General features: G+C 59.6%; 12 protein-coding genes. 8 read left to right on the top strand and 4 right to left on the bottom strand.

Annotated features, from left to right (window positions below; all coding sequences use genetic code 11):
* Complete coding sequence (locus QOM08_RS12095) at window positions 1-381, bottom strand: hypothetical protein (RefSeq protein WP_196304596.1); 381 nt, start codon at window positions 379-381, stop codon at window positions 1-3.
* Here QOM08_RS12095 and QOM08_RS12090 point away from each other — a divergent pair.
* From QOM08_RS12090 to QOM08_RS12060, 7 genes are all read left to right on the top strand, one after another.
* Window positions 296-1321 carry an ABC transporter substrate-binding protein gene (locus QOM08_RS12090; RefSeq protein ID WP_047226621.1) on the top strand — a complete coding sequence of 342 codons (1026 nt, stop codon included), beginning with the start codon at window positions 296-298 and terminating at the stop codon, window positions 1319-1321. The genes QOM08_RS12095 and QOM08_RS12090 overlap by 86 nt on opposite strands.
* On the top strand, window positions 1318-2253 hold the full coding sequence (locus QOM08_RS12085) for an ABC transporter permease (RefSeq protein WP_047226622.1): 936 nt from the start codon (window positions 1318-1320) through the stop codon (window positions 2251-2253). The genes QOM08_RS12090 and QOM08_RS12085 overlap by 4 nt, the downstream gene beginning before the upstream one ends.
* A 6-nt stretch (window positions 2254-2259) precedes the next feature.
* On the top strand, window positions 2260-3069 hold the full coding sequence (locus QOM08_RS12080) for an ABC transporter permease (RefSeq protein ID WP_053125546.1): 810 nt from the start codon (window positions 2260-2262) through the stop codon (window positions 3067-3069).
* Between the two features lie 17 nt (window positions 3070-3086).
* Window positions 3087-4238, top strand: coding sequence for an ABC transporter ATP-binding protein (locus QOM08_RS12075; protein ID WP_047226624.1), 1152 nt, complete (start codon window positions 3087-3089; stop codon window positions 4236-4238).
* Window positions 4239-4278: 40 nt separating this feature from the next.
* Window positions 4279-4764, top strand: a complete 486-nt coding sequence (locus tag QOM08_RS12070) for a flavin reductase family protein (RefSeq protein WP_047226625.1) — start codon at window positions 4279-4281, stop codon at window positions 4762-4764.
* 29 nt (window positions 4765-4793) lie between these two features.
* Window positions 4794-5837, top strand: coding sequence for an LLM class flavin-dependent oxidoreductase (locus QOM08_RS12065; RefSeq protein ID WP_316913007.1), 1044 nt, complete (start codon window positions 4794-4796; stop codon window positions 5835-5837).
* A gap of 262 nt (window positions 5838-6099) precedes the next feature.
* Complete coding sequence (locus QOM08_RS12060) at window positions 6100-7107, top strand: acyltransferase (RefSeq protein ID WP_316913006.1); 1008 nt, start codon at window positions 6100-6102, stop codon at window positions 7105-7107.
* 69 nt (window positions 7108-7176) lie between these two features.
* Here QOM08_RS12060 and QOM08_RS12055 read toward each other — a convergent pair whose 3' ends face one another.
* From QOM08_RS12055 to QOM08_RS12045, 3 genes are all read right to left on the bottom strand, one after another.
* Window positions 7177-9303, bottom strand: a complete 2127-nt coding sequence (locus QOM08_RS12055; RefSeq protein WP_316913005.1) for a TonB-dependent siderophore receptor — start codon at window positions 9301-9303, stop codon at window positions 7177-7179.
* A 166-nt stretch (window positions 9304-9469) separates the two neighbouring features.
* Window positions 9470-11239, bottom strand: coding sequence for a sodium:solute symporter family protein (locus QOM08_RS12050; RefSeq protein ID WP_139050406.1), 1770 nt, complete (start codon window positions 11237-11239; stop codon window positions 9470-9472).
* 11 nt (window positions 11240-11250) lie between these two features.
* Window positions 11251-11517, bottom strand: a complete 267-nt coding sequence (locus QOM08_RS12045; protein WP_047230535.1) for a DUF4212 domain-containing protein — start codon at window positions 11515-11517, stop codon at window positions 11251-11253.
* 247 nt (window positions 11518-11764) lie between these two features.
* Here QOM08_RS12045 and QOM08_RS12040 point away from each other — a divergent pair, with 247 nt between their 5' ends.
* The gene (locus QOM08_RS12040; protein ID WP_076385095.1) at window positions 11765-13561 is read left to right on the top strand and encodes a methyl-accepting chemotaxis protein; all 1797 of its coding nucleotides are present in this window, start codon (window positions 11765-11767) and stop codon (window positions 13559-13561) included.
* The last annotated feature ends 377 nt before the right edge of the window (window positions 13562-13938 follow it).

Here is a 13938-nt window from a genome sequence, read left to right as displayed (position 1 = left end):
TCAGTCAACATTTGAGACCGATAGGTCTACCGCTATCGCGAGCAGGCTCGCTCCCACAGAGATTGCAGAAATCCCGGCAAGACAGATAGCCGGTACGGCAAAATGCTTGCAGAAAGTTTGGAATACCATAATATGATATTCCATAGACCGGCCACTCCAGCTAAGTGCACCCAACCGGGCAAGCACGCGAAACCAGCCCTTGGCCCGGTCGCCTGCAAGGCCAGATGGACCTGAAGCTCCCGATAAGCGGGTAAACACAAGCCCGCTCAATAAACACAACAATGAGGGCGTGAAAATGGTGTTGAAGAAAAGTGCAGCCGCAATTTTTTTTGCAGGTCTGCTGAGCGTTACCAGCCAGGCATCGATGGCGGCCGAAAGCATCAACTTCGTCAGTTGGGGCGGCAGCACCCAGGACGCCCAGAAGCAGGCTTGGGCCGCCCCGTTCAGCAAGGCCAGCGGCATCACCGTGGTCCAGGATGGTCCGACCGACTACGGCAAACTCAAGGCCATGGTCGAAAGCGGTAACGTGCAGTGGGACGTGGTAGATGTCGAAGCGGACTTTGCCTTGCGCGCCGCCGCTGAGGGTTTGCTCGAACCCCTGGACTTCTCGGTCATCGAACGCGACAAGATCGATCCACGCTTCGTGTCCGATCACGGCGTCGGCTCGTTCTACTTCTCGTTCGTCCTCGGCTACAACGAAGACAAGCTCGGTTCCGGTAAACCTGAGGACTGGTCCGCGCTGTTCGACACCAAGACCTACCCTGGCAAACGCGCCCTGTACAAGTGGCCAAGCCCTGGCGTGCTTGAACTGGCTCTGCTGGCCGACGGCGTTGCAGCGGACAAGCTTTACCCACTGGACCTGGACCGCGCCTTCAAAAAACTCGACACCATCAAAAAAGACATCGTCTGGTGGGGCGGCGGTGCCCAGTCCCAGCAACTGCTTGCCTCCGGCGAAGCCAGCATCGGGCAGTTCTGGAATGGCCGTATCTATGCGCTGCAGCAGGACGACGCCCCCGTCGGCGTAAGCTGGAAACAAAACCTGGTCATGGCCGACATCCTGGTCATTCCAAAAGGCTCGAAAAACAAGGCCGCGGCCATGAAGTTCCTGGCCAACGCCAGCAGCGCCAAGGGCCAGGCGGACTTTTCCAACCTGACCGCTTACGCGCCGGTCAACGTCGACAGCATCGCACGCCTGGATTCGGTGCTCGCTCCCAACTTGCCGACCGCCCACGCCAAGGATCAGATCACACTTGATTACGCGTACTGGGCCAAGAACGGTCAGGACATCGCGACACGGTGGAACGAATGGCTGGTGAAATGAAAATTTCGGCAACGGCAACTCCTCGCACCGGGAGCGCCCCTGGCGCTGCCGGCGCGGCAACCGCCAAGGCAGCGATGGTCGCGCAAACGCCGTCGCTGGCACAGCGCTGGCGCGGGGCCGGCAATCTGCTCCCCGCCCTGCTGTTCCTGGGCCTGTTCTTCCTGGCGCCGTTGATTGGGTTGCTGCTGCGTGGCGTGCTGGAACCGGTGCCCGGGCTGGGCAACTACGAGCAATTGTTCGCCAATTCGGCCTATGCAAGGGTGTTGTTCAACACCTTTTCGGTAGCCGGGCTGGTGACGCTGTTCAGCCTGTTGCTGGGCTTCCCCCTGGCCTGGGCCATCACCCTGGTGCCTCGAGGCTGGGGCCGCTGGATGCTGAACATTGTCTTGCTGTCGATGTGGACCAGCCTGCTGGCCCGTACTTATTCCTGGCTGGTGCTGCTGCAAGCCTCCGGGGTGATCAACAAGACGCTGATGGCGCTGGGCATCATCGACCAACCGCTGGAGATGGTGCACAACCTCACCGGCGTGGTCATCGGCATGAGCTACATCATGATCCCATTCATTGTCCTGCCGTTGCAGGCGACCATGCAGGCCATCGACCCGATGATCCTGCAAGCCGGCTCCATCTGCGGCGCTAGCCCGTGGACCAACTTCTTCCGGGTGTTCCTGCCGCTGTGCCGGCCGGGTCTGTTCTCCGGCGGGTTGATGGTGTTCGTGATGTCGCTCGGTTACTACGTGACCCCGGCGTTGCTGGGCGGTGCGCAGAACATGATGCTGCCCGAATTCATCATCCAGCAGGTGCAGTCGTTCCTCAACTGGGGCCTGGCCAGTGCCGGCGCTGCCTTGTTGGTGGTGATCACCCTGGTGTTGTTCTACTTCTACCTGAAGCTCCAGCCGGAATCCCCGGTGGGTGCCAGCAACGCGAGGTAAGCCGTCATGCTCCTGACCCCCAATGCCATGAGCCGGCGCATGCGGTTCGGTCTGTACTTCACCACTGGCCTGATTGCGCTGTTCCTGCTGTTGCCGATCGTGTTCATCGTGCTGCTGTCGTTCGGTTCGTCCCAGTGGCTGGTCTTCCCGCCACCGGGCTGGACATTGAAATGGTACGGCCAGTTTTTCTCCAATCCCGACTGGATGAGCGCGGCATTGACCAGCCTCAAGGTCGCGGTACTGACCACCGTCTGCGCTGTCGCCCTGGGCCTGCCGACCGCATTTGCCCTTGTACGTGGACGCTTCCCCGGCCGGGAAATGCTCTACGGCCTGTTCACCCTGCCGATGATCGTGCCACTGGTGATCATCGCAGTGGCGGTGTACGCGCTGTTTCTCAAACTCGGCTACACCGGCACGATGTTCGCGTTCGTGGTCAGCCACGTCATCGTCGCGCTGCCGTTCACCATCATTTCGATCATCAATTCGTTGAAGCTGTTCGACCAGTCCATTGAGGACGCTGCGGTGATCTGCGGCGCCTCACGCCTGCAAGCGGTGTTCAAGGTGACCTTCCCGGCGATCCGCCCAGGCATGGTCGCCGGTGCCCTGTTCGCGTTCCTGGTGTCGTGGGACGAGGTGGTGCTGAGCGTCATGATGGCCAGCCCGACCTTACAAACCCTGCCAGTAAAGATGTGGACCACCCTGCGCCAGGACCTGACGCCTGTGATCGCCGTCGCTTCGACGCTGCTGATCGGCCTCTCGGTTTTGGTGATGGTGATCGCCGCCGCCCTGCGCCGGCGCAATGAAATCAGCGCCTGAGCGCCTAGGAGAACACGATGAGTGCCGTCAAAGACCCCGCACAACAGAACAACAAGACTCTGGTCAGCCTGCGCAACCTGAACAAGCACTACGGCGACTTTGCTGCCGTGGACGACATCTCCCTGGACATCCAGGACGGTGAATTCCTGACTTTTCTGGGCTCCAGCGGCTCGGGCAAAAGTACCACGCTGTCGATGCTGGCCGGGTTCGAGACCCCCAGCAGTGGCGAGATCCTGGTGGACGGCAAATCCCTGGTAAACGTTCCACCCCACAAACGCGACATCGGCATGGTGTTCCAACGGTATTCGCTGTTCCCGCATTTGTCGGTGCGTGACAACATTGCCTTCCCGCTGGCGATCCGCAAACTGGCCGCTGCTGAACGTGATCGTCGCGTCGACGCCATGCTCAAGCTGGTGCAGCTTGAGCAATTTGCCCACCGCCGCCCTTCGCAACTGTCCGGCGGCCAGCAGCAGCGCGTGGCGATTGCCCGGGCGCTGGTCTACGAACCACGCATTTTGTTGATGGACGAGCCTCTCGGCGCCTTGGACAAAAAGCTTCGCGAAGACCTGCAGGATGAACTGCGTCAGTTGCATCGTCGCCTGGGCATCACCATCGTCTACGTCACGCACGACCAGGAAGAAGCCATGCGCCTGTCCCAACGCATTGCCATCTTCAGCCACGGCAAGATCGTCGGCCTGGGCAGCGGCTACGACCTCTATCAGAACCCACCGAATGCCTTTGTCGCCTCGTTTCTAGGCAATTCCAACTTTCTCAAGCTCAAGGCCCAGGGCAACGCGGTGGCGACGTTTGAAGACCAGTCCTTGTCTATTCGCCTGACCGCCGGTCTGCAAAGCGATCAGGCTGTATTGCTGATGGTGCGCCCGGAAAAAGCCTTGGCCCTGAGCGTCGAACAAGCCGCCCAGGAGCCCTTGGCGGCCGGCTGGAATGAGGTCTCGGCCAAGGTCGTCGAGGTGCTGTTTCTCGGTGAGAGCCAGACCTGCAGCGTGGTGACTTCGGGCGGCACTGCCATGACGGTCAAAGCGCTTTCCGCCGCCGGCATGCCCCTCAAGACCGGCGACCCGGTGCGCGTGCGCTGGGCCACGACCGATGCGTGCGTCTACACCCAATGGGCCGAAAGCGACCTCAACAAGGCCGCCGGGGCTCATTGAGGAACCGCGTCATAACCGAATTGCGTACGAGGACTGCTAAATGATCGATGCCAGCGTTTACAAACAAGTCATGGGCTCGTTTCCGTCCGGTGTGACAGTGATCACCACACTCGATGACGACGGGCACATCGTGGGCCTCACCGCCAGTGCCTTCAGCTCATTGTCGATGGAGCCGGCCCTGGTGCTGTTTTGCCCCAACTACAGCTCCGATTCCTATCCGGTGCTGATCAAGAACAAGCGCTTCGCCATTCACCTGCTCTCCGGTGGACAACAGAACGAAGCCTACGCATTCGCCCGCAAAGGCAAGGACAAGGCCCAGGGCATCGAATGGACCCTGAGCGAGTTGGGTAACCCGCTGCTGAGCAACGCCACCGCCATCATCGAATGTGAACTGTGGCGCGAATACGAAGGCGGCGACCACGCCATTATGGTCGGGGCCGTGAAGAACCTGATCGTGCCGCAACACACACCAGGGCCGCTGGTTTACTGCCACGGCAAGATGGGCGCCCTGCCCGTCCTCGCCTGAACCGATCGCCAACCATAAGAGAAAGCGCCATGAAATTTTCCCTGTTCGTACACATGGAGCGCTGGGACGAAAGCGTCAGCCATCGCCAGTTGTTCGAAAACCTGAGCGAGCTGACCCTGATGGCCGAGGCCGGCGGTTTCAGCACCGTGTGGATCGGCGAGCACCACGCCATGGAGTACACCATTTCGCCAAGCCCGATGCCATTGCTGGCGTACCTGGCCGGCAAGACCACCACGATTCACCTGGGCGCAGGCACCATCATCGCGCCGTTCTGGCACCCGCTGCGGGTGGCCGGCGAATGTGCGCTGCTGGATGTGATCAGCAATGGCCGCATGGAAGTCGGTCTGGCCCGGGGCGCCTATCAAGTGGAATTCGACCGCATGGCGGGCGGCATGCCCGCCTCCTCCGGCGGCCAGGCTCTGCGGGAAATGGTCCCGGTGGTGCGTGCCCTGTGGCAAGGCGACTACGCCCATGACGGCGAAATCTGGAAATTCCCCACCTCCACCAGCGTGCCCAAGCCGATTCGCAAACCCCATCCACCGATGTGGATCGCCGCCCGCGACCCGGATTCCCACAACTTTGCCGTCGCCAATGGCTGCAACGTCATGGTTACGCCGCTGATGAAGGGTGATGAAGAAGTCCTGGACCTGAAGAACAAGTTCCAGGCTGCCCTGGACAACAACCCTGACGTGCCGCGTCCACAACTGATGGTGCTGCGTCACACCCACGTGCATGCCGCCGACGATCCCGAAGGCTGGAAAATCGGCGCCCAGGCAATCTCCAAGTTCTACCGCACCTTCGATGCCTGGTTCGGCAACAAGCAAGTTCCGGTCAACGGCTTTCTGGCACCAAGCCCGGAAGAAAAATTCGCCGAGCGTCCGGAGTTCCAGCTGGAGAACATTCGCAAGAACACCATGATCGGCACCCCGCAGCAGATCATCGAACGGATCAAGTATTACCAGGAACTGGGCGTGGATGAGTTCAGCTTCTGGTGCGACAACAGCCTGTCCCATGCCGAGAAGAAGAAGTCCCTGGAGCTGTTTATCCAGCAGGTGGTGCCGGCCTTCAATTGATATCCAACCCTGGAACCCACGGGGTCAGTTCCACCGTCATCGCGAGCAGGCTCGCTCCCACAGGGGGGCTATGGCGTTCACATAATGAGTGAACACCCGCGGCCAATGTGGGAGCGAGCCTGCTCGCGATGGCGGCCTGACTGAGACAACGATGTCATATCTGCCAAATTCCCCCACTTCCCCGTCGCCGCCCCGCAAACCTCTGTTCAGCGCCGATAAACCCCAATAACTTAACCGTTCAACGGATCAACTCTGATTAAGGATGATGGGCGTGGGGAGTTATCGGTTGCTGCTGGCCATGCTCGTGGCGATTTCCCACATGGGCGTGATGTTCGTAGGCTTCAACCCCGGCGTTGTTGCCGTGGTGTCGTTTCTGATTATCAGCGGTTTTGTGATGACGCCCTTGATCGACAGGAGCTACAACGTCCCAGGGAAAATCGGCCTGTTCTACCTTGACCGATTGTTGAGACTTTACCCGCAGTTCCTTCTGTATTTCGTCCTCTCCTGCGCGGTGATTCATTTCCTGCTGCCGGGCACGCCACAGGCGGCGGCGCTGACAATCGAAAACATCGCCACCAGCCTGCCCATCGTGCCGCTGGGTTTCTATATGTTCGGCATCACTGTGCCGGAGATCCTGCCACCTGGCTGGTCTCTGGGGCTGGAGATGTGCTTTTACCTGCTGATCCCGTTTCTGATCCTTTATAAGGCCCGAGGCATTGCGTTCGCGGTGTCCGTAACGGTTTTCCTGGTCGCCTCGCTGGGCTACGTCAACACCGACATCTACGGCTACCGTCTACTGCCGGGCGTGTTGTTCATCTTCCTGTGCGGCAGCTACCTGTACCACGCCCAGCCCAAAGGACTATGGGTCGCCTCCATCACCACGGTCGTGGCAGCGATAATGTTCCTGGCCATTGTTGTCGGGTTCATTCCCCGCCGCCCCTTCAACGCAGAAGTAACCTTGGGCATAGTCTTGGGTGTGCCGGCGGTGCATGTGCTCAGCAGGCTCAAGCATCACTGGATGGATGAGTTTCTGGGGAATATCAGCTATGGCGTGTTCCTCAACCATTTTGTGGTGATGTACGTATTGCGGGCGTTCTGGCCGGTTGAGTACAGCGCCCTGATGATTACACTGGTGCTGGTGTTGTCGCTGGCATTGAGTGGCTTGTCGTATTACTGCGTTGAGCGACCGGCGCTGAAGCTGCGCCACGCGTTGAGGGCGGGCGCTAAACGTGACATCACGCAGGTACCCGTTGGCCGCACACTGGCTTAGCCGCTGGCCCCGAATAAAAAAATGCCCGGAACTCGGTTCCGGGCATTTTTTGTTTTCAGTACAGCGCACTCAGAACGTCACGCTGGCACTCAGGCGGGCGGTACGCGGTTCGCCGACATTGACCTGCAATTGGCTGCCGGTGGAAGACGGGTAGTAATGTTTATCGAACAGGTTGTCCACGTTCAACTGCAACGAGGTCTTGTGCCCCAATACCGGTGACTCCCAGCGCAGGAAGGCATCAGCCACGGTGTAGCTGCTGAGCCAGAAATCGTTGGCGTTGTTGGCGGCGCGCTCGCCGACGTAACGGGCACCGGCGCCGGCGTGCCAGGCGCCGAATTCGGCAGGCACGTTCAGGTGGTGGGTCAGGTACAGGCTGGCGGTGTGCTTGGGTGCGTTGGCCAGGCGGTGGCCTTCGTCATCCGGATCGTCGAGGATTTCCGTGTGGGTGTAGGCGTAGGTGCCGATCAGATCCCAACGCTCGGCCAGACGACCGGTGACGTCGAGTTCCAGACCTTGGGAGCCGACTTTGCCGGCGGCTTCTGCCAACGTGACGCCATTGACCGTGGAGGACGTTACGACGTTCTTCTTCACGATGTCATACAGCGCAAGGTTGATGTTCAGGCCCGGTAGCGGGTCGTATTTGGCGCCGATTTCATAACTGCGGCCCTCCTCTGGATCGAAGGTGTTGCCGGCATCGTCCACGTCATCGTTGGGCTTGAAGGAGCGACTGTAGTTGCCATACAGCGACAGGTTGTCGGTGGCTTTGTAGACCAGTCCCAGGAACGGTACAAAAGCGTCGCCGTTGTCATCGCGGTTGACCACATAACGGCTGCCCAAACCTTGGTCGCTGTATTGATCGTAATGCTGGTAGCGGCCACCCAAGACTAGAATCCAGTGGTCGTCGAGGTGCCAGTTGTCCTTGAGATAAACGGAGCTGGAGGTCAACTGGTTACTCAGGTCGCTTTGGGGAGCACTGATCTGGCTTGGCTCTGGCAGGTTGCCGTAGGTCGGCGAAGTGATGTCGAAACCACCCTGAGCAGTATTGCGGTAGGTCTTGCCACGAAATTGGTCAGACACTTGATTGTCAGCCCCAACCAGCAGGTCATGACGCTGACCAAACAATTGCTGCCTGCCGATGAAATCCCAGCTGGCGTAGCGGGTTTCATCGTCATAGTGAGCACCGTTGGCGGCACGGCGCAAATTATTACCCGTCAGCGAATTGGGCTGCGCAATCGAAAGACTATACCGATCATTGTTCCAGCCATAGGTCACGCGGGTCTTCCACGCTTCACTCAGCTCATACTCAAACCGCGCTGTCGCCGTTTCGCGAATCCCCACGCTTTTGGCCCAAGGCTCATCAAGGCGCTTGTTGTAGTCAATGTCGGCCGGATGCCCGTCGGTGAATACGGTGCCGCGGTCGAAGGGATTGGAATATTCGTTGTACTCATAACTGAGGTTCAACGAGGCCCGCTCACCCGTCCAGGCCAGGGACGGCGCCACCAGCGTGCTCTCGTTGACGCCATAGTTGCGCCAATAATCCTCATGCCCACGCTCGGCAATCAACCGATACGCCAGGCTGGTATCGCCCAGCGGTCCGGTGGTATCCAGGGCCATGGTGCCGCCACCTTCGCTGTAGGCCGAGCCGCTCAGCGTCGTGCTCTGGGTGTATTCGGGTTTCTTGCTGATGATGTTGACCAGGCCGCCGGGCTCCAGCGCGCCGTATAACATCGAGGCCGGGCCCTTGAGCACTTCGACCCGCTCGGTGGTGGCGCTGAAGTTGCGTCCCAGGTTCGAACGCACACCATCGCGCAGGATCGAGCCGTCATCGTTGGTGCCGAAACCGCGCTTGACCAACGAATCCCGCGAACCGCCCAGGGTATTGCCCTGGCTGACGCCGCTGACAAATTTCATCGCATCGCCCAGCGAGCGCACCTGATAGTCCGCCAGGGTCTGCCGGGTCACCACGTTGATCGACTGCGCCTCTTCCTTGATCGGTACATCGCTTTTGCTCGCGGTGCTGGCTTGCGACGCCGTGTACCCTTCGTCCTGAGTGATGCGACTGCCCTGGATGTCCGTGGTTGGCAGTTCGAGAATGTCCTGCGCCCACAAAGGGCTTGCGATGAAACAGCAGGACAGCGTTGGCAACACGCCTTTGAAAAAGGCGTTGCGGGTAGCGAGAGGGGTGGAACGATTCAAGACGCAGCACTCACAGAGGGATGTTAATGAGAGAGAATATACTTTGAGAATGATTCCCAGTAAATATTTCTAACGCTTTCCCGCTTGACCCGCGCAAAAAAAAGACGCCGGATCACTCCGGCGCCTTTGTTCGTTTCCCACCCCTGTTATCAGGGCTTACCGCACATCAATGATCGATGGCCGCACCCGCCCCCCTTGGAACCCGGATATCTTCCACCAGGTGCTGAATGTGCTCCGGCGGCGGCGCGGTAAAGCGTGACACCACTACCGCGGCCGCAAAGTTGAAGAGCATCCCCAGGGTGCCGATGCCTTCCGGCGATACGCCCAGCCACCAGTGCTCGGCAGTGTTCATCGCCGGATTGATGAATTTGAAGTAGACGATGTAGGTGAATGTAAACGTCAGCCCCACAATCATCCCGGCGATCGCGCCTTCGCGGTTCATGCGTTTGGAGAAGATCCCCATGACAATCACCGGGAAGAACGAGGACGCCGCCAGTCCAAAGGCGAACGCCACCACCTGGGCCACGAATGCCGGCGGGTAGATGCCGAACAACCCGGCGATCAGTACCGCCACGCCAGCGGCGATCCGGGCGGCCAGCAACTCTTGCTTTTCAGTGATCCTGGGCATGATGTTGCTTTTGAGCAGGTCATGGGAGACCGATGTGGAAATCACCAGCAGCAACCCCGCTGCCGTCGACAGCGCCGCCGCCAGGCCACCGGCGGCAATCAGGGCGATGACCCAGCCTGGCAACCCGGCAATCTCCGGGTTGGCCAGAACCATGATGTCGTTGTCGACATACAGTTCGTTGGCCACTGGTGAAACCTGGTTGCTCAGCAGCCGCTGCTCGTTCGCTCCGCGTTCACCCGTGAAGCTCGGCGCGCCGACCAGGGCTGCCCCCGGGCCATACTGGATGATGCCGTCATTGTTTTTGTCCGCCCAGGCGATCAGCCCCGAATTTTCCCAGGTCTTGAACCAGGCTGGCGCGGTGGCGTAGCTGACGTTGGGGATCGAGGTCAGCAGGTTGGTGCGCGCGAAAGCCGCCACGGCCGGTGCGGTGGTGTAGAGGATGGCGATGAACAGCAGTGCGTAACCTGCTGACTTGCGCGCATCACGCACTGTCGGGGTGGTGAAGAAACGCACGATCACATGAGGCAGGCCCGCAGTACCGACCATCAGCGCCATGGTGATGAAAAACACGTCGGTGGTCGATTTGGTGCCGTCGGTATAGGCCGTGAAACCGAGTTCCGCACCCAGCCCGTTGAGCCGCTCGATCACACTCTGGCCGGAGCCGGTGACCTCGCTGATGAAGCCCAGTTGCGGGATCGGATTACCGGTGATCATGATCGAGATGTAGATCGCCGGCACCATGTAGGCAAAAATCATCACGCAGTACTGCGCCACCTGCGTGTAGGTGATGCCCTTCATGCCGCCCAGTACGGAATAGAAGAACACGATGGCCATACCGATCATCACGCCGGTATTGATATCCACTTCCAGGTAACGGGAGAACACGATGCCCACACCGCGCATCTGCCCTGCCACATACGTGAAGGAAATGAAGATCACGCAGATCACCGCCACCACCCGCGCCGTCTGCGAGTAGTAACGCGCGCCGACGAACTCTGGGACGGTGAACTTGCCGAACTTGCGCAGATACGGCGCCAGACACATCGCCAGCAGCACATAGCCGCCGGTCCAGCCCATCAGGTAGACCGAGCCGTCATAGCCGGCGAAGGCGATGATCCCGGCCATGGAGATGAACGAGGCGGCCGACATCCAGTCGGCCCCGGTGGCCATGCCGTTGAGTACCGGGTGCACGCCTTTGCTGGCGACGTAGTACTCGCTGGTGGAGCCGGCGCGCGTCCAGATGGCAATGGCGATATAGAGCGCAAAGGACGCACCGACGAACAGGTAGATCAGGGTTTGGGTATCCATGCTCGTCGGCCTCAGTCTTCGTGGACGTCATATTTGCGATCGAGCTGATTCATCTTCCAGACATAGAAGAAGATCTCGAGCACAAAGACATAGATGGACCCCTGCTGGGCAAACCAGAATCCCAGGGGCGTACCGAAGAAGCTGATGGTGTTGAGCTGGTCAACCAGCAAAATGCCAAAGCCGAACGACACCAAGAACCAGATTGCCAGCAATACCAGCATCCAGCGCAGGTTCTCCGTCCAGTAGGCACGCGCAGCCTGTTGCTTTTGAGTGGACATGGAAATCAACTCCCGTTGTTTTTATTGTTTTCCACTCAAACCGTAGCAGTCGCTGGGCAGAGCGCTAGTACGACTTTCGTCTACCTTCGCCACTCTGGATATTGACATCCGCGTTCCCTCACCTACTGGGACGGGTTAAAGATCGCGGAAACCGCCGCAGTGATATCAAATCGCCCATTTCCCTAAAGCTTTGCCGTGCGCGGTCGAATGTATGCAATCAAAGTGATTTTTTACCCGGGAGCAACGGATGCAGACGCTAAAGGCCTTGTACGAGTCTATCGAGATGCAGTTTTTCGATACGCTCACCAAAAAGCTGTCGAGCCTTTTCCTGCTGGTCGTGGTCAGTGGCTTGCTTTACTGGGTGGCAGTCAGTGCCCGCGCCGACATTGTGCTGCAGTTGCACACTGCGCAACTGGACCCCGCGCTGCTGGGGCAAGTCGAAGGCCGGCTCGACAGCCTCACCCATGCCCTGCTCTTCGGCGCGCTGCTGACGCTGTGCATGATCAGCTTCATGGTCTGGTACTTTCGCCACCTCATCGTGCGCCCCGTCACGGCCATGACCAAGGCGCTCGAGGAGATCGCCAGCGGCGAAGGCGACCTGTCCAAAGACCTGCCTCTGGTGACCCACGACGAAATCCGCGTGCTGGCCGACACTTGCAACCGCTTCCTGGCCAAGCAGCGGGAGATCATCAGTAATGTCCAGGCGCTGACCGTGCACATTGCGGTCGAATCGGCGCGTTCGTTGAAAAACATCAGCGACTCCAGCGACAGCGCTACTCACCAGGCCCGCTTCGCCAAGGAAGTGATGGACCAGAGCAACACCGCCGTAGGTCGCATCGAAGAAGTCTCGCGCCAGACTCAGGGCATTTCCAGCACCACTGCGCAGAACCTGAGCATGGCCCGCGACTCCTATGCAGAACTGCTGGAAGTGACGGGCAACATCAGTGAAATCTCCAGCAGCCTCAATGAATTCGCCACGCTGGTAGGCGCCCTGAACCAACGTTCTTCGAGCATCAAGTCCATCGTTGGGCTGATCCAGCAGATCTCTGCCCAAACCAACCTGCTGGCCCTCAACGCGGCCATCGAAGCCGCCCGGGCCGGTGAAAGCGGTCGGGGGTTTGCCGTGGTGGCCGATGAGGTGCGCACCTTGGCGCAGAATGTCAGCCGGGCTACCGACGACATCTCACGAAACATCGACGCCATGCTCGAAGAAGTCAGTTCCACACATGAACAGACCAACCAGATCAGCCACAGCGCCCGGGAAACCCAGAAAGTCGTGGAGCGTGCCTCGGGCCATTTCGAAAGCATGATCGGCGACTTCGAATCCACCAATGGCAAGTTGGCCGATATCGCGTCCCATATCCAGCTTTTCGCCGAATCCAACACGGGCATCAACGAACGGGTTACGCAGATCCATGCCGACAGCCAGTCGATTGACCAGCGCATGCAGCATTCGGCAACGGCTACCCGTGACTTGTCCGGTGTCGCTGAAAAGGTCCAGGCATTGTTGGGCCGGTTCGTGCTCGGCCATGGCAAGCTGGATGCCGCCATCACCCGGGCCAGCCAGTGCCGCGACGGCCTCCAGGTCCAATTGGAGGCGCTGCAGCAGGATGGCCTCAACCTGTTCGATCAGAACTACCAACTGATCCCCGGCACCGATCCCAAGCAATACATGACCAGCTACACCGAGCGTTTTGCCCAAGTCTGCCAGGAAGAATGCGACAAACTCACCCGCAGCACCCCGGGCGGCAAAGTCTCATTCATCGTCGACACCAAGGGTTATTGCCCAGTGAACAACAGCTGGGTTTCGAAACAACCGACCGGTGACCGCACCGTCGACCTGCCCGTTTGCCGCAACAAGCGCATCTTCAACGACCCGATCGGCCTGCGCGCGGCGGGCAACACCCAACGCTTCCTGCTCCAGACCTACCTGCGCGATACCGGGGAAATCATGACCGAGATCGACGTACCGTTCTTCTTCGGCGGCCGCCATTGGGGCAATTTGCGGGTCGGGTTCGATGCAGCGGTGCTGTTGGCAGAGTGATGCATTGCACCTGGTTCGGTGCTGATGCACATCCCGAGGCCACCCCAAAACAACGGTGGGAGCAAGCCTGCCCGCGAAAGCGGTAGATCAGCAAACATCAATGCTGCTGACCTGATGCCATCGCGAGCAGGCTCGCTCCCACAAGGGGTCTGTGGTGTATGCGAACCCAAGGCCACCCCAAAACAACTGTGGGAGCGAGCTTGCTCGCGATGGCGGTGGGTCAGTCAACATCATCGTAACTGACCCGACGCCATCGCGAGCAGGCTCGCTCCCACAAGGGGATCGGTGGTGTATGCAAATCCCGAGGCCACCCCAAAACAACTGTGCGAGCGAGCTTGCTCGCGATGGCGGTGGGTCAGTCAACATCATCGTAACTG

The sequence above is a fragment of the Pseudomonas sp. P105 genome (genome assembly GCF_032614175.1).
Taxonomy (GTDB): Bacteria; Pseudomonadota; Gammaproteobacteria; order Pseudomonadales; family Pseudomonadaceae; genus Aquipseudomonas; species Aquipseudomonas rhizophila.
Note: the sequence above shows the minus strand (reverse complement) of the source record. Positions and strands in the feature narration are given on the sequence as shown.